The 20,659-nt window shown below is 43.8% G+C and carries 24 protein-coding genes and 1 riboswitch; of the genes, 12 read left to right on the top strand and 12 right to left on the bottom strand.

Annotated elements, in window-relative coordinates; all coding sequences use genetic code 11:
• The first annotated feature begins 228 nt into the window (after positions 1-228).
• Positions 229-534 (top strand): hypothetical protein, encoded by a 306-nt coding sequence (locus TSUB_RS17995; protein WP_087025118.1) that lies wholly within the window; start codon positions 229-231, stop codon positions 532-534.
• Between the two features lie 4 nt (positions 535-538).
• Here the strand turns inward: TSUB_RS17995 and TSUB_RS18000 are convergent, their stop codons facing one another.
• Positions 539-1,126 (bottom strand): DJ-1/PfpI family protein, encoded by a 588-nt coding sequence (locus TSUB_RS18000; protein ID WP_087025120.1) that lies wholly within the window; start codon positions 1,124-1,126, stop codon positions 539-541.
• A 129-nt stretch (positions 1,127-1,255) separates the two neighbouring features.
• Here TSUB_RS18000 and TSUB_RS18005 point away from each other — a divergent pair, with 129 nt between their 5' ends.
• Entirely contained in the window at positions 1,256-1,795 is a 540-nt protein-coding gene (locus tag TSUB_RS18005; protein WP_246616507.1) for a phosphatase PAP2 family protein, read from the top strand.
• Positions 1,796-2,181: 386 nt separating this feature from the next.
• Positions 2,182-2,382 (top strand): hypothetical protein, encoded by a 201-nt coding sequence (locus tag TSUB_RS18010; RefSeq protein WP_221274634.1) that lies wholly within the window; start codon positions 2,182-2,184, stop codon positions 2,380-2,382.
• A 333-nt stretch (positions 2,383-2,715) separates the two neighbouring features.
• Here TSUB_RS18010 and TSUB_RS18015 read toward each other — a convergent pair whose 3' ends face one another.
• Positions 2,716-3,657, bottom strand: a complete 942-nt coding sequence (locus tag TSUB_RS18015) for a hypothetical protein (RefSeq protein WP_087025124.1) — start codon at positions 3,655-3,657, stop codon at positions 2,716-2,718.
• A gap of 119 nt (positions 3,658-3,776) precedes the next feature.
• Between TSUB_RS18015 and TSUB_RS18020 the strand changes: the two genes are divergently transcribed.
• Positions 3,777-4,247, top strand: a complete 471-nt coding sequence (locus TSUB_RS18020) for an Lrp/AsnC family transcriptional regulator (protein ID WP_087025125.1) — start codon at positions 3,777-3,779, stop codon at positions 4,245-4,247.
• 138 nt (positions 4,248-4,385) lie between these two features.
• Here TSUB_RS18020 and TSUB_RS18025 read toward each other — a convergent pair whose 3' ends face one another.
• The 7 genes from TSUB_RS18025 to ribB all read right to left on the bottom strand — a co-directional run bounded on the left by TSUB_RS18025 (position 4,386) and on the right by ribB (position 10,388).
• Positions 4,386-5,030, bottom strand: coding sequence for a hypothetical protein (locus TSUB_RS18025; RefSeq protein WP_221274635.1), 645 nt, complete (start codon positions 5,028-5,030; stop codon positions 4,386-4,388).
• 238 nt (positions 5,031-5,268) lie between these two features.
• Positions 5,269-5,433 (bottom strand): hypothetical protein, encoded by a 165-nt coding sequence (locus tag TSUB_RS18030; protein ID WP_159065036.1) that lies wholly within the window; start codon positions 5,431-5,433, stop codon positions 5,269-5,271.
• A 35-nt stretch (positions 5,434-5,468) separates the two neighbouring features.
• Positions 5,469-6,038, bottom strand: coding sequence for an SMI1/KNR4 family protein (locus TSUB_RS18035; RefSeq protein ID WP_087025763.1), 570 nt, complete (start codon positions 6,036-6,038; stop codon positions 5,469-5,471).
• A gap of 44 nt (positions 6,039-6,082) precedes the next feature.
• Positions 6,083-6,583 (bottom strand): hypothetical protein, encoded by a 501-nt coding sequence (locus TSUB_RS18040; RefSeq protein ID WP_087025759.1) that lies wholly within the window; start codon positions 6,581-6,583, stop codon positions 6,083-6,085.
• Between the two features lie 337 nt (positions 6,584-6,920).
• Positions 6,921-7,784, bottom strand: a complete 864-nt coding sequence (locus TSUB_RS18045; RefSeq protein ID WP_221274636.1) for a hypothetical protein — start codon at positions 7,782-7,784, stop codon at positions 6,921-6,923.
• A gap of 851 nt (positions 7,785-8,635) precedes the next feature.
• Positions 8,636-9,310, bottom strand: coding sequence for a hypothetical protein (locus tag TSUB_RS18050; RefSeq protein WP_221274637.1), 675 nt, complete (start codon positions 9,308-9,310; stop codon positions 8,636-8,638).
• A 409-nt stretch (positions 9,311-9,719) separates the two neighbouring features.
• Complete coding sequence (gene ribB / locus TSUB_RS18055; protein ID WP_087016442.1) at positions 9,720-10,388, bottom strand: 3,4-dihydroxy-2-butanone-4-phosphate synthase; 669 nt, start codon at positions 10,386-10,388, stop codon at positions 9,720-9,722.
• Between the two features lie 107 nt (positions 10,389-10,495).
• Positions 10,496-10,661, bottom strand: a riboswitch (FMN riboswitch).
• A gap of 366 nt (positions 10,662-11,027) precedes the next feature.
• On the opposite strand from ribB, the gene TSUB_RS18060 reads away from it, so the two are divergent.
• The 5 genes from TSUB_RS18060 to TSUB_RS18080 all read left to right on the top strand — a co-directional run bounded on the left by TSUB_RS18060 (position 11,028) and on the right by TSUB_RS18080 (position 14,058).
• Complete coding sequence (locus tag TSUB_RS18060; protein ID WP_087016443.1) at positions 11,028-11,519, top strand: hypothetical protein; 492 nt, start codon at positions 11,028-11,030, stop codon at positions 11,517-11,519.
• Complete coding sequence (locus TSUB_RS18065) at positions 11,516-12,394, top strand: hypothetical protein (RefSeq protein ID WP_087016444.1); 879 nt, start codon at positions 11,516-11,518, stop codon at positions 12,392-12,394. Before TSUB_RS18060 ends, TSUB_RS18065 begins: the two co-directional genes overlap by 4 nt.
• Positions 12,395-12,396: 2 nt before the next feature.
• Positions 12,397-12,879 (top strand): pilin, encoded by a 483-nt coding sequence (locus TSUB_RS18070; protein WP_087016445.1) that lies wholly within the window; start codon positions 12,397-12,399, stop codon positions 12,877-12,879.
• A gap of 553 nt (positions 12,880-13,432) precedes the next feature.
• Positions 13,433-13,744: a hypothetical protein gene (locus TSUB_RS18075; RefSeq protein ID WP_087016446.1), complete on the top strand. Its 312-nt coding sequence runs from the start codon at positions 13,433-13,435 to the stop codon at positions 13,742-13,744.
• A gap of 14 nt (positions 13,745-13,758) precedes the next feature.
• Entirely contained in the window at positions 13,759-14,058 is a 300-nt protein-coding gene (locus TSUB_RS18080; RefSeq protein ID WP_087016447.1) for a hypothetical protein, read from the top strand.
• 229 nt (positions 14,059-14,287) lie between these two features.
• Here the strand turns inward: TSUB_RS18080 and TSUB_RS18085 are convergent, their stop codons facing one another.
• Positions 14,288-16,186 (bottom strand): TRAP transporter permease, encoded by a 1,899-nt coding sequence (locus TSUB_RS18085; RefSeq protein ID WP_087016448.1) that lies wholly within the window; start codon positions 16,184-16,186, stop codon positions 14,288-14,290.
• Between the two features lie 30 nt (positions 16,187-16,216).
• Complete coding sequence (locus tag TSUB_RS18090; protein WP_087016449.1) at positions 16,217-17,146, bottom strand: TAXI family TRAP transporter solute-binding subunit; 930 nt, start codon at positions 17,144-17,146, stop codon at positions 16,217-16,219.
• Positions 17,147-17,704: 558 nt separating this feature from the next.
• On the opposite strand from TSUB_RS18090, the gene TSUB_RS18095 reads away from it, so the two are divergent.
• Positions 17,705-18,088 (top strand): hypothetical protein, encoded by a 384-nt coding sequence (locus tag TSUB_RS18095; RefSeq protein ID WP_087016450.1) that lies wholly within the window; start codon positions 17,705-17,707, stop codon positions 18,086-18,088.
• A gap of 111 nt (positions 18,089-18,199) precedes the next feature.
• On the opposite strand, the gene TSUB_RS18100 is transcribed toward TSUB_RS18095, so the two are convergent.
• Positions 18,200-19,024, bottom strand: coding sequence for an aminotransferase class IV (locus TSUB_RS18100; protein ID WP_087016451.1), 825 nt, complete (start codon positions 19,022-19,024; stop codon positions 18,200-18,202).
• A 108-nt stretch (positions 19,025-19,132) separates the two neighbouring features.
• Between TSUB_RS18100 and TSUB_RS18105 the strand changes: the two genes are divergently transcribed.
• Both TSUB_RS18105 and TSUB_RS18110 read left to right on the top strand, forming a co-directional pair.
• Positions 19,133-20,080: a LysR substrate-binding domain-containing protein gene (locus TSUB_RS18105; protein WP_087016452.1), complete on the top strand. Its 948-nt coding sequence runs from the start codon at positions 19,133-19,135 to the stop codon at positions 20,078-20,080.
• Positions 20,081-20,116: 36 nt separating this feature from the next.
• Complete coding sequence (locus TSUB_RS18110) at positions 20,117-20,629, top strand: metal-dependent hydrolase (RefSeq protein WP_087016453.1); 513 nt, start codon at positions 20,117-20,119, stop codon at positions 20,627-20,629.
• The last annotated feature ends 30 nt before the right edge of the window (positions 20,630-20,659 follow it).

Consider the following 20,659-nt stretch of genomic DNA (forward strand, 5'->3'; position numbering starts at 1 on the left):
GTTAACGGTCAGCTCAGGCGAGAAGAGGATAGCCCTATTATGCGCTTTTTATCCCGAGTCTTTGTAAGACTTTTTGCAACAAAACATGACGTTCTTCCTGACGAAAATGGATGTCTCGCATAGAAGAGAACAAGCGTTATTTATTTTTCTGTTGCCTATTTCTTGTTCAATCAATTTAATTTATACTCTTTGGCAACAAGATAAAGTTGTTTGATTTTCTGGTGAGTCATGAAGAGTTTATTAGTCTTAATCAGCGCGATTCTGTGGACCGTCGGCCGTTATCAGATCCTTCCAAAGGCGCAGTGGCAATCACGCCATTGGTTGATAAAAGGTGCCGCAATCTCACTAGCAATCGTGCCAATTTGCTTGTTAGCCCATTGGTCGCACTTTATTTCTTTTATGGCGACAACGGGCGTGAATGCGGTTATTGCGGCAGAAATTATCATGCACCTTTTCTTAATAACCGTGGCAATTCAGGGTGTCATTGGCGCTGTGTTCATTCGCATTTCGTGGAAAGATCGCAAAAGCGTTTAGTGAATCATTCCTCTCTAGGTCGCCAGTCAAACTCCATCTGTTTGGCAGTATTGACAGCGAGCTCTGGGTCAATCAGTTTAGAAACTAAATGTAAGCTCATATCAATCCCAGCAGAAATACCGCCAGATGTGACAATGTTCCCCTCATCTACCCAGCGCACCCCTTCTTCAACAGTAAGATTAGGGTAGCGTGCGCGCAAATCTGCGATATCTTCCCAATGTGTGGTGACTGAGTGATGTGTAAGAATACCTGCTTCGGCCAAAAGAAATGCGCCAGTGCAAACAGAGGTCACCATAGTGGCAGTTTGGCTGACGGTTTTAATCCATTGGATTGCCTTGGGGTTGTTGAGTTCATCGAGATGCATTCCCCCGACAATCATCACAACATCTAGTTGAGGGTGAGCGTCAATGCTGTAATGCGGTAACACCTTGTAGCCACCTCGAGCACTCACAGGCGCGAGGTGTTCAGCAATGAGATAGACACTGGTTTGTTGGGCGCGAGAGGCGAGCCGATTGGCCGTCGAGAACACTTCAAAAGGGCCGGAAAAGTCCAACACCTCTGCTTCGTTATAGAGATATATACCTATCTGCATGTTAGCCTCCTGCCGACATTACTTGCCAATTTGTAGTTTTATCAGTCTACGTACTCTGTTAACAAAATCAAACAGATGTCATTTTTATGCACTACGTTGTTTATTGGGGTGTTGAAAAAGGTAGGCAATGTGAAAGGACTAAAGATCGCAGCAATAATGGCGGGCTTGCTAATGGTATGTGATAGCTATGCGGTAGATCGAGATACTTGGATAGAAATCAGCGATTACACAGCTTACGGTCTTGTGACGGCCTCGATTGCTTGGCCGGCTTATCAGCGAGACTGGCATGGCGCGACACAGGCTGGGCTAAGTGTTGCATCGGGTACCGTGATTGGTGAAGTCATGAAAGCGCGTTTTGAGAAAGATAGACCGGATATGAGCGATAACGATAGTTTTCCTTCCAACCACACCGTGAATGCGTTTTCAGCGGCAACAAATTTACACATTCGGCACGGCTGGCGGGTCGGGCTCCCAGCCTATGGTATTGCGACGCTTGCGGGTGTTGCTCGGGTCGAAGCCGATAAACACTATTGGGAAGATGTATTGGCAGGTGCTGCGATTGGTATTTTCACGGGTTGGCTCTTCACCGATAGCCAATCTGGACAGGTTTATGTGGCACCATGGTGGAAAGATGATGCCACGGGTGTGTATGTGTCGGCACGGTGGTGACTTAGGTTAATGTTCAATACTAGTGATGTGACAGCGCTTGTGTCCTAGACCCAATGTGAATAGTCTCGTAATGTACATAACTGCGCTGTAAGCGAATAATTTTGGGGTAAGGGTAAGCTGCGTAAAGATCATTGCGAAATTTATAGACGCAAAAACTTAACGACAAGGCGACCCAAGTCCGGGCTGCAATCTAAGATGGCAAGCAAGGGCAGGAGACTTTTCTATCACGAGTAGTTAAACATCGCTATAGAGCTGCTCCCACGAATTAATGTAGCTGGTAATTCCCATATCCGGGTTGCGGGATTATCAGCAAGTGAAAAACCGAGGCAAAAGCAATGAAAGACTCAATAACAATTGATCACGCGTATAAGGCGATGTATTTATACTTGGATAAACTCTACACACTGACAAATTCCGACGATTTAGCTGGTTTCTTAGGCAGCATGTCATTGCTAGATGATGGTATGCCAGCTGATAGTGCCGTTTGGAGTGATTGGCTAGAAGCTATTGAAAAAGCTAGCCAAGATCCGGATATACGCTTGAAGATTATGAGTAACTGGCGTGACAACTTGGAGCAGGAAGAGTAAGGATCTTTATGGCGAGAGTGGTAGTCGGTTTAGGTTGACTACCTCTTTTTAGGTATCCTAGCCTCATTAAGTTATTGAGTCTTTTTGAAGCCGTCCCATATTTTATTGATGGTATGTCTGGCATCAATAACAAATGGTGTAGGCGGCGATGCACTTTCTATTTTCTGTAGCGACAAGTTCTCACCTATTTCGTATTTATCGTGAAGCGATTCAGCTGGAACTTTTTCTAAGAAAAGAACAAGTGAATAGTTTCTGCAGTGACAAGAAAAAGATGCTCACATAAGAATTTCGGTATCGAATTGTGTGTGAAAAGTAGTATGTAGATACCACCTGTTAGCGCAGCGCTGGGTTAGGGCTCATCCAATACCTTCCCCAAATCGCGATAACAATAATGGCGAATACGAGTCTCGCCCATAGGATAGCCATGATATCTGCGCCGAGTAGGAGAATAAGTAAGGTATCCTCAATCACACTGTGACAGAGGCCAAGGAAGCTCATTACCAGTAAGGTGTCGCGTTTAGAAATGTGGCCTTGTTTCACTTCATCGATCAACAGACCAGCGCCGAATGACAGCCCCAATGTTGCGCCAATGACGGTAATATTAGCGGCCTCTTTTCCAAGCGTCAGACTTCTAAGCAGAGGGTAAAGCGCTTTGTGCATTAGGGCTTCAATACCTAGCCAGCGCAATATTCTCAGCAAAAGAATTAATCCGCTCAGAATGAATAGAATAGAGAGTAGCATTGAGGCTTGATCTTTTATCCATCCGAGTAGGGTTGTATCGATTGCGATGGCAGGTTGCCACATCAAGGATACGGGTTGTTGTTGCCAATGGCCGAAGGTGTAGATTTGGTTGAGTATCGCACCGAGTACAATCGCACCACCTACGCGCACAATAATCGTTGCTCGCCAACTAACGCCCGTCGCTTTCGCAACAGCGCCTTCTACCGGAATGGCATGACCGATAAGAATCATAGTGCCTAACACAGAGACGTCCGCGATGGTGATCACTTCATTGGCAGCCACACTGTAAAACACGACCATCGCTGTGTAGATATTCGTGAGTAAGGCCACTGCCCAAACAAGCCCCATGCTGTCTGATAAGTCAACCAATGCCATCACAGGAGAAAGCAAGCTCGCAAGCCAGTCGGTTGCGCCAAAAAAATCTAAGATCTTAACCACGATGGTAGCGGGGATCAGTACCTTTAGCAGTGCGATATAAACGCGAGAGATATCTCTAGCAACTTGTTGAAGTGGCTGGAGTGAGAGTTGACGCATGATGGGCCTCTGACCGCATTGGAGTGAATAACGCTATTATATAAATCAGCGAAGAAATCATTTCTCTTTTAAGACAAATAGTTTATAAAAATTTCTTTCTTTTACATGGATTGTAAATAATGTTTCTTGACCGGCTGGATAAAGCCATATTGCGCACATTGCAAGCGGATTGTTCAATTTCGAATGTAAAACTGGCTGATAAAGTAGGCTTGTCGCCGCCAGCGTGCTTGAAAAGAGTGCAGCGTTTGCACCGAGAGCGCGTGATTGATCGTCAAGTCGCGATATTGAACCCGTTAAAACTGGGGGGAGTGCTTCACTTGGTGGTGGAAGTCTACATGGAGCGTGACCAAAAGCATCTGAACGATGATTTTGTCCGCCGTGTTCAACAAACACCTCAGGTGAAAGAGTGCTATCAAGTGACAGGTGAAGTTGACTTTGTATTGATCATTGATGTCCCTAATATGGCCGATTATGAACTGCTCTGCGAAGAGCTGCTTTATAGCCATGCGAACATGAAGTCGTTTAAGACTTTGATTTCAATGAATCGCGTGAAATACGATACACAAATGGTGGTCGAAGAGAGGGACTGATAGGTGTTGACTTTACTACTCTAAAATCTTGCCGTGCCTAGCTGACAAATCTAGACGTTCCCGCTGAACAAGCACCGCAAGGTGGATTAGGCCTGTTAACCGTTGCTCACCATCTTGAGGTGGCTTGGGTATATAAACTTACATTTTCAAAATAGACTTTTCGGAAATTAATGATCTTGTTTTGGTGTCAAAGACCTTATAGATTATTTGGTTACCTTCTTTTACTAGCAAGTTTAGTTGACTGTTTGAATAGTCATACTCATGACTAACTACCTGATTTCCTTTTACATTTAAGCAGCTGTAGTGCTTTCCGTCAGCATCGCTCATGCATACATTTGATCTTAGGTACTGGTCTTTGACTTGAAAATAGAGATGATCAACAACGGCTTTCTCCGTTCCAACATCATACGATCTAAGCTGATCCATTTTTTCTATTTCTTGATTATGATTAGGTAACAGCCAAGATGGCTCTTCATTATCTCTGTTTATAAATAGAATGTTGACTAGCCGACGATGACGACCTTTTGATTGAACTGCCAACACATTTTCAGAATAAACACGGATGTATTTGATGCCTCTTCCGGGAATGTGGTCAATATGGGAAAGTACAATTTTTTCTTTTGCATCGCTATTCGAGGATTCGACTTCTACAGTGCCTGTGCGACGATGCGTCACGTCTTCATAGACAAATATACTGACAATTATTGAAGACGCTATAAGAAGTATCAGAAAGAGTATTGAGTTTACTCGGTCGATGATTTTAAACAGCTGCGTTGCCTTCATCACTTTCACCTTAATAGATATTAAAGGAGTCTGTCGGCCACAAAGAAAGGTGAAGCCTTACCCCGCCAAAGATCTGTCTAGTAGATATCTCGCGATAGATTAAATGATTCACAGATAAAAGAAAGGCAAGGAGAGGTCGAGCAGGTCGCAAAAAGTAGAGAAAATAAGTCGCTTTTCATACATGGATAGTAAACGGAGCAACGATAATCGATTAGCGCACCCAGTCTTTACTATCTGTTCAGAAAATATCTGTTCCCGATATACACTGACTGAGTATTTCATGTGCTGTAGTTGATTTTCTAGTCGATAAAATTTGTAAAGCTTCTTCGGAGGTCACATTTAAATCTAAAAATAATTTCACAAGATTTTCAAAAATATCTAGATCTTCTAATTTACTTTTCATGATTCCATCTATAATATATCCAAGATATAGTTCTCTTAGTTCAATGTTTTTGTATAAGTGAAGGTTTTCTCTAATGAAATTAATTGCGCATGATAAATCTTCCTTATTACCATGCTTAGAGTAAGCGTAATCTCGTATTTTCTTAATTTGCTATAAATCATTAATCTTTCGTAATATTTGCTTAACTTTTCTATGATGTCTGAATAATACGAATCTAGATCTGTCTTGGTACTTGAAGAGACACCTTCATCAAGATTATAGTAAGTGACGTCGGGGTTCTGGTTTCCATCGCATACGATATACCAGAATTCTATTCCGTCAAATGTTCGTAAGAGAATGGCGTTTTTAGGTATGTCGAAATCTACACCATCTTGCTCTGCCTCTTTTTGTAGCTCATCTCTATAACCGATAATATCTGGGTATTGAATGAAACCATCAATCTCTAATGACTTCCCGAGGTATGATTGAAACACCCTATATTTTTCTGGTAATAAAATGTTTTCCTTACACTCTATTTCATTGAGTTTCTCATTGCTTATACCGTAACAACTGTATTTTACGGCAAACTTTGCTATCTTTCTTAAAATCGTTTCAGTATGTATCATGACTCACTTTAATCCATTCAAGCAATTAGTTAGAAGTTATCGTACTATATAAGCTTGATATTTCTTTTTCCAAGTGCAATAGATAGCTCTTCTGAATTTAGGTCTTCTTGGTATATCTTAATGCTCTTCGGGTTTATCATTTCACAAAGATCGACTACAAAATCTTCTGAATAATGATTTCCAGAAAGATGAATTGAACTGATAGAAGGGCTTATTAATGATTTTAACTCACTTCTAGCAAGTTCATTAACATCGAGAACAAGTGTGTCTTGAATAACATCAAGGCTTGTCACTATATCATTTAGGTCTATCTTAATAGGGAGATTCAACTGATTGATCAAGCCTTGAGCGCCTTGTTTTCTCATAGATAGCAGCATTGAGACTAGTTCTCCGTCATCATTCAGAGAAATATCGTACCTGCCAAACTCTCTGCTTTCTATTTCGATCCTATGGACAAATAGCTTATCTTCTAATGAGTAATCAATGTCAATCACGTAGCCAGTGAGCGGCTCCCCATTGATATAGTAGACTTCGCAGTAATCCACTTCGTCCTCTTCATATACCTTGTGCTCGAGATGGGTAGCTGACTGTATTACGCCATTTTCAACATGCTCAATGAATCCTTGGTTGTTCTCGGTAATGGAGTAAACATTACCAGTGAACAGAGCACTACTAAAGTATGTCTTTCCAGCATGATATGTTGTATGTTTCTTTAAAATCTCAATGGTCTGAATCTCAAGTTCGTTTCTATGTGGAGCTGCCTTAATGCAAGTTAAAGTTAAATAGATTTGACGAATAGATCAAGGTGGTCACGATTCTATAATAACTATGTTCAGATAGTTTATCACTTCATAGAGTTTATGATATAAGATTATTGATTCTTCAAATTAGTGTTTCCACACCAATGTCATTAAGCTTATTAATTAGAGATTGTGTAGCTAGATCTTTGTGCATCAACTTGATCTTCATGGGATTTATCATTCGGCAGAGTTCAATGATAAAATTTTCCGTATAGTTTGAACGAACAAGCTTGACTAAGTTGATGGAATTCTTACATAGTAGCCCCATTTCAGATCTGTTTAAATTATCAATTTCTAGAACAACGGCTTCCCGAAATTTGGATATGCTGTGCAATGTATCATTTATGGATATGTCTATCGATAAATTCTGTTGATTAATCAATGATTGGGCGTCAGATTTATCAATTGATAAGACTAATGAAGTGAGTTGATGATTAGTATCTATTGATACTTTGTATCGACCAACTCCAACTTTATTTACATCAATTTTTTCAACGATAGGCCTTTCGGGGTTTACATAGCTAATGCAGATTTCAACGATAGATTCGCTATTGCTATTGTAATATTCAGTGACTCGACCTTGCTCATCCCATACCGTGAAGTTTTTTTCATAACTTCTTTCGCAATACGTCAATGCCGTAACATAAGGTCCTTCGATATCAATCACGTAACCAGTGAGCGGCTCACCATTGACGTAGTGGACTTCACAGTAATCCACTTCGTCTTCTTGATATATCTTGTGTTCAAGATGGGTAACTGACTGTATTACGCCATTTTTAACAGCCTCGACAATACCTTGGTTGTTCTCTAATAATGTATAAACATTACCAGTAACTAACTTATCGTTAAAACATAACTTATCGTCACGTATGCAAATCCTGCTTTTAACAAGTTCATGGTTAGTCGGCTCTTGGAATTCATGACCTTCATTGTTTAAAATTGTCATTCAAACGTGGTTATAAATCGGCATTGTAAAAGTTGATTATTTTCTCGTGCCATTTCGTGTTGTTCACTGATTCTGATACGTAAACTATTCTATTTATTGATTTTGAACAAGGATCAGGGAAAGAGATGCCCAACAAAAATTTGTCATCTAACGTGTCATCACTTGTTAGTGTTGATAGAGCTTCGATTATGCAGTACATAAAAAGTCTAGTATGAAGTCTTCTAGTTCTTCGGAGTCTAGACAGTCAAGATTAACATCAGAGAATTCTTCATCATAAAAGCTTTCATAGATATTATCTATATAACTGTTAGCCTTTTGAAGTTATAATAACTACTGTTTATATATGGCCATGAATTTACATCTACCTCGCTTGATGGATGGCAGCGAAGGTAATCCATTGTAGAGTATGCACTGCCTATTGATCTAAATCCTGAATCGCAATATATGATATAGGAATATATTTCATTGCAAGTATTACACTCTTTTATGGAAAAAACATCCTCCCTTATCGCATCGACTATTGCTGAAGATAAATCGATACCTAATTTTTGACAGTACTCATACCTTACTTCAACCTTATGAATTGAGGACTTAAATTATATCATGTTTGCTTTTGAAAAATCTTTGGTCGATATATGGTAGTGGTTTATCAAAGAGCCTTGAATATCACTTGCTCCATTGTAATTCATTTTATCTTTAATTAATTAGCATAGTAATTAAAGATGATTCACGTTAATGTCATTCCTCTTGCGTATGTTTATTGTAAGTTGAGGTGCTAAACTAAAAGTTAGGCACGAAGTTATTGTCTCTAGTTATGTTATATTAATTATATATCGAGACAAAATTCTCAGTTAATCATCATTGTACATGAAGCATAGTTCACTACTCAGTAGGTCATTACCTTTTGCCCAGTACTTATTACTGTATCGATAGCACCAAAGTTTGAATGCCGGCTCGAAGTAGTTGGGTTGTCGGCTTGGAATAGCGTCCTCGTTGAAAAAGGTCTCTAAAAAGTATGCTGTAACTGTAATCCATCCTGTCTTTTTAAGTGACCAGTTATACAAAAGATCTATGCTTTCACACGCTGGCATATCATCAATAACAACTTCGCCAATACATCCATAAATATATCTATGTATAATGTTTTCGCCGACGTTGAACTCAGGTGTATGAGCAACTGGCTCTATTGAAACGATACGATCAATGAAATTAGCCGCTTCATTATAGCTATACTCCAAGAGTAATTCTTTATATTGATTGGTGTAAGACTTGACGACGTTTTCAATTTCATCCTTAGAGGCATTAGCTTGTTTTTGCTGATATTTGCATATTTCTAGGTACTTTCCATACAATATCTCTCCATTAGGGTATAAGCACAAAGCGCTCTTTGTATCTTTTTCTGATAATATATCGAGAAAGATATCTCGGTATGGGCAACTTTCATCGTAAAGGTCTAGTGTGTCCCTTTCATTTTGATGGAGGTAAGGTTTAAGCAGTTGCTCTAAACCATCTTTAATGACACTCATTTGATAGTCCTGATTACTTTAGAATTTCTATAAAAACCGTCTTACGATATTTATTCGTCAATGATTTTTACTCGTTCATTATGATACGTTTTAAAACCAGTCGCTGCAAAGGAAGCCGCGCTCGCACTTCCTCCAGAGCCTTGGTGAACAACGCTAAGTCCATTTGCATTGACGGTAACACCCATAACTAGAATCCATTAAAAACAGAGTGTTATGAGCGTATCAATCGAGATTGGTTGCTTTCTCACCAAATTGCGTGTGTTTTAATCGCTTTGATAGTGATAATGCAGGTTAGGTGAATTGTTCGGTTTGTATCTTATTTTGTGTGCTTTGTTACAGGAGGGTTGCATTGATGAGGGGAATAAAAAACCACGCCGAAGCGTGGTTTATAAATGGTTTTTACGCCGTATTATGCGGTTTTGGCGAGCAGTGATTGTCGGTAAGCCACAATATCTTCAATGGTCAATACTGGCATGTTGTGTGTATTGGCAAATGCGACGATCTCGGCAGTGCGTGCCATCGTGCCATCTTCGTTTTGCACTTCGCAAAGCACACCCGCTGGGTTTAAGCCGGCAAGTTTCATCATATCGGTCGTGCCTTCCGTGTGGCCGCGTCGCTCCAGTACGCCACCTTTTCGGGCGCGAAGCGGAAATACGTGACCAGGGCGCGCAAGATCTTCCGGTTTTGCCGTTGGGTTAATGGCGGTTTTGATGGTAGTGACGCGATCTGCAGCTGAAACGCCAGTCGTGACGCCGACTTTTGCTTCGATAGAAACCGTAAATGCGGTTTGGTTTTGGCTATTGTTGTTTTGCACCATCGGCGGCAAGGCCAGTTGCTCTGCTTGCTCGTCGGTCAAACAAAGGCAAACAATGCCACTGCATTCGCGGATCATCAAGGCCATTTGAGCAGGTGTCATGCTTTCGGCTGAATAGATGAGGTCGCCCTCGTTCTCGCGATCTTCGTCATCGAGGACAAGAATGCCTTGGCCCTGCTGTAGTGCTTTGATACCTGCTTCAACTCGCTCGATAGGGTTACCGAACGGTGCAAGTAAAGAGTCGTGTTGTGGGTTCTGATTCATGGTTATGCTCCTGTGTGCACCAGAATCAGGGCGTAAAGAAGTGGTGTCTGTTCTATGTCTAGAAACAAACCAATAGCGCACGGAACTCTTTCGAGATCCATGCCTTTGTTTACCCTCTCCCATCCGGACTATCACCGTCGGCTCTGGGTTTTCACCAGATCTGCTGACCCTAACAAAACGGCGTTAGGCGCTCGCGGGCTGATGTACATAGCAAAGGGGTTCGCGAGTACATTTACCGCCGGTGGGGAATTTCACCCCGCCCTGAGAATAAATTACTGACTTATCAGCGACGGAGAGAGTAACGCAATCGTTTATCTGCCTTCAAGGGGGCGAGATCAAAAAACAACAGAGAAATAGAGCGACTTACGTCGAATGGAGATTTTATATACTCAAGCCACCTCAAGATGCAGGATTCAGAAGCAGACTCGCGATTCGAGTTCAAGGCAAAGGTGTGAAGGAATGGCTTTCCTTTTTCGAAGCAGTTAACGCTATGGAATGATGATACCTGCAAGCGCGCTGCAAGTTTTCGAGCCAGATTGGCGAATGTTTTGATATGGCCTTGGGGAATGGCAGTGAACTGAGTATTGTGCTTGAAAATAATTTATGTCTTGAGATGGCTTGAGTCTATAAGGAATTAACATGCCATTCACACCTTTCCACATGGGAGCAGGCGTCGTGATGAAATCTGCTGCCGGGCGACACTTTTCTCTCACGCTATTTGGTTGGTCGCAAATTGTCATTGATGTGCAGCCGTTGGTGGTTTTACTCAGTGGAGGCGGGCACCTCCATGGTTGGTCACATACCTTGCTTGGTGCAATAGGATTAGCGATAGTTGCTGCAGTGACGGGGAAACCCTTATGTCATCTCGGTTTTCTTATCATTCGGCGACGTCACTATTTGCCAATTACTTGGACATGTGCGTTTGTGACAGCCTTTTTAGGGACGATATCGCACGTGCTCTTCGATGCGTTGATTCATTCAGATATGTATCTATTTGCGCCATTTTCGACCAGTCAGCCGTTGCTTGGATTACTCTCTTGGGATGATGTGAATCGCATGTGTATTGGCCTCGGTATTCTGGGTGTAGCTCTCTACGTTTATCGTTTTGGGTTCGGAGGTAACAAACAGTGATCCCTCGTCGTTTTCAGTATCTTTGCCAGCGTGCCTACGAGAGGCAGGAGCACGTTGATTGGAAGCAAGCACTCGACACGGTTGCTACGCCGCAGTGCACGAAGGTGATAGAAGGTATGGTGCCGCTGAGTAAGATGGAGGGTTCATTGCTTGATGCGTTAAAGCAAGTGAGCGCAACGCAAGGCGTGCAGGCACTGGATGTCTATCGACAACTCAATTTTTCTCGGCAATCAGAAGAGATCGAAAAGCTAAAAAACGCGGGGCAGTATTTGTGCTTGGTGGCCGTACTCTATGCCTTTTTATCTGCGCTTGTGTTGAATATGGTGATTCCGGGATTGCTTGAAGTCTTGACTCACTTCGAAATGCTCGTGTCTCCGATAGTGAGTTTTTATTTGAACAATGGGGTGTGGTGTGTCGCCTTGGTGCTTTTGCTTTGTGCTTACACTTTGTTTCTAAGCATTTTGTCAGCGCGTATGCTGATGTTTGAGGTATCCAATACCAGTAAGATGTGGTTGATCATACTGCCCAAAGCGCTTCGGCATCACTACAGGAATGCGGTGGCACTGATACATTATCCCTTAAAATCCGCCGATCCTTTGTCGACGAACGGTTCTCCGAAGGATTGCCGCTTTCCTAAACCGGGTGAAGTTGGCGGCCATTATCTTTCATACCTAGAAGAAAGTGAGCGGCTAGGTCTCTCCGTCACACGTGAGATTGGTCAACTGGTTGAGCTCGAACTTGGACAATTAGCCGCGAAAACAACGCGCATGGTGAAAGCACTGATCATGGTATCGTCGATGAGTCTTGTCGGCAGCATTATGATATTTCTTGCCAGTGTATACAAACCCTTGGTCATGATGTCGGGAGGATTTTAGTCATGAAGCAAAAAGGATTCACGCTCATCGAGTTGATGATCGTGGTTACTATGATAGGGATACTCGCCTCAGTTGCGATGCCAAGTTATCAAGGTTATATCTATCAAGCGCAAACGACAGAAGCCACCCATATTTCGTCTACTCTGAGACAGCGAATTACCGAGTATTATCGCCATCACCTTGCCTTTCCTTACACGAACAGCGAAGCGGGCTTGCCGCAAAAAGAGCAGTTGATTGGCAATTACGTTTCCCAAATTGACGTCGTTGACGGCGCAATACATATAAGGTTGGGAAACAAAGTGGCGGCACCTTTACAAGGGACAGTGATCACATACCGCCCGGCAACGGTTGATGGCAGCCCGACAAGTCCGATCGCATGGCTATGTGGTTATGATGAGCCCGTGAAAGGGATGAGCGCACAGGGTGAAAATCGTACTGATGTGGATGGCGTTTATCTTTCTCAAGCCTGCAGGGCGCCTAAATAAGCCTATACTCAAGCCACCTCAAGATACAGGATTCAGAAGCAGACTAGCGCATTGAGTTCAAGGCAAAGGTGTGAAGGAATGGCTTTCCCCTTTCGAGCGCCTTTAACGCAGAAATCGGGGCGCTAGTCGCTTCCCGAAGGGCGAGTTTTCTAGGCTCGCCCTCTTTGTTACTGCTTTTTGATTTAGTCTACTAGACCTTCAAAGCAGTGCCTCGATGGCAAACCTAGAAACTCTCGCTGAACAAGCATCTTGAGGTGGCTTGAGTATATTAAAGCAGAAAATCTTACAGAGTTACGAAATTGTTATGAATTGCAGTAGCGTGTCGACCATTCCTTACAATCAATAACAGGACTTTGTTTCGTAGATGATTACAATTCTTCTCGTAGGGCATAGTTAGCGAGTGACAACTGATAGATGACGAGTTTTTCGCTGTTTTGACTATGTTGCTTCTATTAATCGGGGTTCATTTAATAGAGGCACGCATGTATCGGTTGCTACCTATGCCTTCTTTTTACCTATCCAAGTGGCGGTATCCCACTACCGAGGAGCAACAATGAACGTGAGTAAATCTTTTATCGCGCTGGCTTTTTGCGCGACATGCACAATGGCGGTTGGTACACAGCCGATTATTTCTGGAATTGATGTGGTAGAGACAAAAGACTCTTTTCTTTCCATTTTAAATGTTACTGCCGCTCCAGTTGAATTAGAAATATACGGTGAACAAGTGATTGTCGATGCTGACAGTGGCACTTTTTATCCCTGCCTCGGTTATAACGAGTTAGCCATTGATTTTGTTGCGCAAGAGCATGATTATTTTGTCGTGCCTTGCAGTAGCGAAATTATTATAGGTGATGAGAAAAAATAGTAGGGGATTAAAAAATGAAAAAATTACTTATGCTTAGCGTCATCTTTATGGCTGCGGGTTGCAACTCAACCAATGATGATGGCTCCTCAAAGTGGACGTACTCTTCATGCAATGTGACGAGTTCGCAAGCCGTGTCGGCCACAGACCGAGCGCGAGATCAAGCACAGTGTTGGAACTTTGATGGTGTCGGTATCTACATAAAATCTGACGCACTAGCCCAATGTAAAACGAAAGTACAGAATTATGTGATTGGCCAGTACGGCAGCATTACGCATAAAGTTAATTACGAAGTTGTGTCTCACAAGTGTAAGTAATTTCAGCGACCTTGCACTCAACTTACCTTATTATTTCTGTTCAGGTAGAACACATAATTCTGTTTTCAATAAGAGATCTGATGGCACAAATAAAATAAGATAAGAATTGCTATTGTACTAATGAGTTTCTTTATCGCAGAGTGACTTTTTATTCTTGTTGTGGTGATGAGATACAATAGCAAAAAGGCGCCTATTATAAGGCGCCTTGTTTTATTATATATGTAGGTGCTTAATTGTCTGTGACTGTCTGTTTATTTCCAATACGGATTGCATTAATGGTGATTACCGCAATGACCACCGCTATAGCAATGGCTTTAAAAATATCACCACTGAAGATTAAAGGATAAGTGCATATAAACAGGATGCCACGTTCAGCCATGGATAAACTGTGTATCATTCTGCCTTCAATAGCACCCGCAAAGGCGGCAATAAGGGCTGCGGTTGTGACAATCGCAATGACAAAGCCAAACAGCTCACCCTCAGCCAAAATGAGGGGAGAGAATGCCATCATCAATGGGATCAAGAAGAAGCCTTGGGCGAGTTTAAACGCCTGAACTGCGGATTTCATGGGCGATGCACCAGCGACGCCAGCACCTGCAAAGGCGGCAAGCGCGATAGGCGGCGTCACATTCGACGTCTGCGACAGCCAGAACACGATCATATGTGCGGTGAGGATGCCAAGGCCTAAATCTGTTAAAGCAGGTACCGCCATAATAGACAGTACAATATAGGCCGCAGTCACAGGGAGTCCCATCCCCAGAATGACGGCTGCAATGGCAATTAATGCCATAACCGACCACAAGTAACCACCGGAAAGGGCCATGAGGAACTGAGTAAACTGTAATCCGATCCCTGTTTGCCCAACGACACCCACCACAATACCCGCAGTCGCACACGCGACGGAAATGGGGAGGGCGAGTAGCGCACCTTCTTTCATTCCTTCAAAGAAAAGGCGCAGAGAGATACGGCTGTGTTTGCGGCACATAGCGGCCACTAAAATGGCTGCACATCCAGCGATGCCGACTAATACTGGCGAATAACTCATCAGCAGCAGGGTAGTGATTAACACGAGGGGCAGAATGAAGTGCCACCCTTGCTTCATCACCACACGAAGTTGAGTGACGCTGTCCATCCCTTTCAAGCCGAGCTTACAAGCCATCAAATGTACGTATAGCAAGGTACAGCCGAAGTAGAGAATGGCTGGCGCAATGGAAACTAGCAGGATTTCGCTATACGCGATGCCAGTAAATTGCGCCATGACGAACGCGCCCGCTCCCATGACAGGCGGCATAATTTGCCCGCCCGTCGAGGCGGCAGCCTCAATGCCTGCAGCCTGTTCAGGTCGATAGCCGAGCTTTTTCATCATGGGGATAGTTAACGCGCCAGTTGTTACTGTGTTTGCAATCGCGGAGCCAGAAATGGACCCCAGCGCAGCCGAAGCGATGACACTGGCTTTCGCAGGCCCGCCACGGTACTTCCCTGCAACGGCAAATGCCGCATCGATAAAGAACTGCCCCGCACCCGTGACTTGCAAGAACGCGCCGAAGAGCACGAAGATAAATACCACACCTGCGGCGATGGCCAGCGGCGCACCAAAAACGCCGTTGGTTGAGAAAATATGAAAACGGATGATCTCTTCAAGCTCAAAGCCTTTATTCGCGACATTAGCGGGAAGCGCATCGCCAAACATGGCATAGGCAAGGAAAAAGCCTGCGATGCCGACCATCACCATACCCACTGTGCGGCGGGTTGCTTCGAGCAAAACACCAATCAACAGTGATCCTGCGACGATATCTGGTGTGGTTAGGCCATCAAGTAAAAAGGTAATGTCATCGTAATCAAACCTGACAATGTGTTGCGCGGCCCATAGGGTTGCCACAACTAAGGCAACATCAACGAGACGAGCTGGGAGATAGAGTTGAGGGAAGCGTTGTAAAGAAACCATCGGCTTTGCGAGAAAGACCAACGCGAGAATCCAGCTTAAATGTACTGGGCGAAACACCGTTGCGGAGAGGTTGGCAGTGAGACCTTGCCAAATTTGGAAGACCGATAAAGCGATAGCCGCAACAGCGGCTATCAGCATTAAGGTTTCGGTCACACGGTGCTGCAACGAAGACGTGTTTGTCATTGATTGCTCCTATGTAAACGTGAAACTGGCTTATTTCAGTTTTTCATCCATGTAGCGCTGAGAACCAGGATGCAGTGGGATGCCCGCGAGCTTGTTCATGTTCTCGACCGTGGTAAATTTCGTCACACCAATGGATTGACGAATTTGCTCGATGTTTTCAAACGCGACTTTTGTCATCTCGTATGCCATCTCATCGCTCATGTCACCTTTAGCGACAAGGACATTCCAAACGGCTGGCGCAGTGAATGCAGGAACATTACGGTAGCTGTCAGCTTCGACATCAAGCCCCGCATAAGACGGGTTGGCAGCGATGATCTGGCTAATTTCTTCTTGTGAGAATGAGAGAATACGGATATCACGGGTGAGGGCGAGCTCGGTGATCGCACCGACGCCTAGACTCCCCACAATCACACCCGCGTCAATCTGACCATTGGCCAATGCTTCGGTCGTCGCGGTATAGTTTAGTGCTTGTCCTTTTACATCAGACTCCTCGATGCCAAGTGTTGAAAGTATATTCAGTGCACTGACTCGTGTGCCAGAGCCCGGTGCGCCAAGCGAAACGCGTTTGCCTTTGAGGTCGGCGATCGATTGAATATCTGATTTGGCAGGCACAAGGAACTGCACCACGTTTGGATAAAGAGCAAATAAAACAGAGACATCCATCTTACGTGGGAAAGGGTCCGTTCCTTCATAGGCTTGCTGCACAACGTTGCCCATTGCAATGCCTGCGAGCTGCTTATTGGTTGAGACTTTAATGACGTTCTCAACAGAGGCGGCGGTGACTTCTGCGCGCATGTTAAAATCATCAATATTTTCACTCCAGATCTTCGCTAACAATCCACCTAGTGGGTAGTAGGTGCCACTTTGGCTTCCCGTTCCTATGGTGTAGTTATTGGCCGCTACCGGCAATGAAATAGCCAACGAAAGCGCGATCAGTCCTTTCTTGATTGCAGAACGCATAGCGTTACTCCTTTTTAATTGTGTTTTATCGTCGATGTGTTGTGTGTCGATCATTGTTGGAGATTATCTCTAAGCCACTGAAGAGGCTTGAGCATCTATGTTAATACCTTGTTGCAGAGCATGCTCCAATCCTATTCGAAAAGAAATGAGAAGTCCGCGATGGTTTGCATAGTTAAATGAGACTATGAGCACATGCTTTTGGTTTCAAAATGTACGGGTGCTGATATTTGTGCTTAGTAAATAAATGTGATGAATGTCTTATCTTTTTGCGGGGTGAGTGTCGACTGTTAGATCTAAAAACGAGATATCAGTAAGTTACTGCAGTAAGGTTTAGCATGGAGTGTCTGGAAGTTATTAATAAATTGTTACATCTGGGCGGGTTGGATAGCTACAAAAATTGTCATTAGTTATTAATAATAGATACCGTGAATTGATATTAATATTGAACGAGACAGTACATAGGGTCAGGATCCATATAGCCATTACGAGGTGAAGTACTGAATGTCATAGCGATAACACTGACCTCACCGCCTCTTAGAAAGAATGAGACACTATTAAATGAAAAAAATTATCGACTATAAACACTCATTCACTGGAAGAAGCTCATCGATCGGCGGAAGTTGCCGCGTTAGATTATTCAGCGATGATCAGCAATCAAAAATCATTGGCCTTTGCACCCACCTCGCTGAGAACAAGTACAACCTTAGTAGCCGTAAGCACATTGCGCAGATCATTCATGATGTTAAAGAAGCGCACTTGTCTGATGCCAGCAATGATGCCATTGTCTGGATTGAACACCAGCCTTCTGATGTAGGGCCAAATTACGGTGAAGAGCGTTTCCAGCGGATTGAACTTGAAGACGAACGTTTCCCTGAATGGACGAAGATTAGCGCGAGCCAGTTTGAGCAGCAGATAGGCATGAGCCTGAAAGAGATCGCGTGATCAACGTGGCATCTATGCCTACATTGTAAATCCCCCCTGAAAGAGCGTGTGTTGTTGTCAGTAGATAACACGCTCTTTTCTTTTTCTTCCAAACAAGCATCTTGATGTGGTTTAAGTCTTGCTTGGTAATACTTCCCAAGGTTCTTGTTGATACGCGTTATGCAGTAATGCGATAAAGTGTTTGGAACTAGTAAAGACAACCTCATCTATCTTAGATACCGCGATGCCTGCTGACCAAGAGTTCAATACTGCTGCGGCTCGGAAGTGGCGAATATCACTGATGTGAATAGCTTGCGTTTTTTGCGAAATGCCTCGACGTGTCAGCTGGCGTTGCACTGTCGCCATCATAGTACCTCTGAGCATGGGGCCTTCTGGCCAGACAATGTGCTCACCATCCCAAAAGACCAGATTCCATATTGAGGCTTCTAATAAATAGCCTTGTCGGTCGATAAAAGCGGCATCATCAAACCCTTGTTGGGCGGCGCTATGCATGAAATGGGTTTTGGCAATTTCTCCTACATGTTTTATGTCAGGCAGCAAGCGCTCATACTCTACTGTTTTAAGCTGTAGTGGACCTGTGGGGCCACTCGAAGCCGGAAGTGTCCGAACCAAGGTTTGAAGGGTAGGTCGATGATGGTTGAACTCGCCTTGGTCACTATACACATAGTAAAGGAGACCGATATCTTGAGATGAGCCGATGGCTAATTTCATTTCTCGAACAATGCGATCTTCCGATAAGGGTTGTCCGAACAATTGATGCGACGCAGTGATGAGTCGCTCTAGATGTAAATCCAGTGCCCTTACCTGACCATTTCTCACTTGAACAAACGTAAAGTGCGCGAAACCCGCAAAGGTAAGAGAAAGAAGGTCGTTGAAATGCGCAGGCTCACCGTTGATGAATGCTGGGTGTGGCCTTGATAGAAATTGCTCAGCCATAATATCTCCTTTGATTGAATTAGATGTGATTTGGATTGTGAGCAATTGCAGTTCAGAAGAGAAACGAGTATTACTGATAGCATCATTAAGAAATACTTGAAGATTGTAATGTCATATCGCGCCGAAAACCGAGTAGATCAACCTACTTCCTCCCAGTTACCGGGTATGCAACCGCTGCGGGTACTAAATGCTGTTGCTCAACATTTAAACTTTTCAAAAGCAGCAGATGTGTTAGGGCTTACTCCAGCGGCTGTGAGCTATCAGGTGAAGGAGATTGAGTCGCGGTTGGGCTTTTCGATTTTTGAGCGTACAAGCCGTCGAGTTAGTCTTACGGAGGCGGGTAGGGTGTATCTGGTTGGGGTAGATGCTGCCTTATCCGTAATGTATAAAAGCCATCTTGATGCATTACATATTGTGACTCAGGAGGAGGAAAAAGCGAAGACAACACTCACTATCTCGGTGATGCCGCGATTTGCAACGAACTGGCTATTTCCACGTTTACCCGAGTTCAAAGCGCTTTATCCTGATGCTGACCTTGTGTTTGATGTGACAGATAAAGTGCGGTGTCTGGCTGGAGATAAGCTTGATATCGCAATCCGCTTTGGGTGTGATGTGGCTGAGCCTTTACAGCAGCATCGACTGTTCTCTACCGAAGTCATCCCCGTTTGTCGTCCGGCACTCGCCCGCACTATTGATCTTCACGATCTCGGCCGCTTAACAAATGTGATGCTCTGTTATGTTGATTGCCAAACAGAGGGACGAACTTGGCCTGACTGGCTGCAGTGGTTTGCAAATGAAGGCGTAGAAGAACCCAAGGGGATGAACATGGTAGGACTCACTGACCTCAGTCATGTGGTACAAACTGTGTTAGAGGCTGAGGCGGTCGGTTTAGTTGAACCTAAAATGGTTGAGAAGGAGCTCGCAAAAGGTCAACTCGTGCGGCTTTCTGACAAATCTCTGACCTTGCCGACAGACCTATCTTATAAGCTGGTTTTTAATCGGCCGTCGTTATCAAAGCTGGGTGAGCGATTTGTTGAGTGGATAGTTCAGGCTTAAAGGCTACCGAATACAGTTCGATGAAAGGATACTTTGATGTTTATTGCGCACCTTCCCGCCGGCTACCTCTTTGCGAAATTACTTCAAACGTCTTGCGTGCCTGTCGGTGGTAACCAACGCCACTTCATACAAGCGGCCATGGTAGGTAGCGTTATTCCTGACATCGACTTACTTTGGTTTTACTTTGTCGCAGATAGAGCCACCCATCATCATGGTTACTGGACGCATTTACCTATTTTGTGGTTACTTTTCGCTGCGACTGCTTTTTGTCTTTATCGTCGTCAGTTTTGGCGAGAAAAAAGTGCTCTGATGGTTGCTTTTGCCCTAGGAGGCGTATTACACCTTGTGCTGGACTCCGTTGTAGGGCAAGTACAATGGTTATTCCCTTTCTCTGACGTGGCGACGACCTTGGTCACCGTGCCTGCTTTGTACCAGCCTTGGTGGTTTAACTTTCTTTTTCATTGGACCGCATTGGTTGAGATAGCCATTGTGGTGGCTGCTTTCTATGTTTGGCGAAAAACGAGGCAGCCACAACTTACTAGACACTAAAACAAGCGGCGCAGATATGCTCAAGCCACC

This window comes from Thaumasiovibrio subtropicus, assembly GCF_019703835.1.
GTDB classification, from domain to species: domain Bacteria; phylum Pseudomonadota; class Gammaproteobacteria; order Enterobacterales; family Vibrionaceae; genus Thaumasiovibrio; species Thaumasiovibrio subtropicus.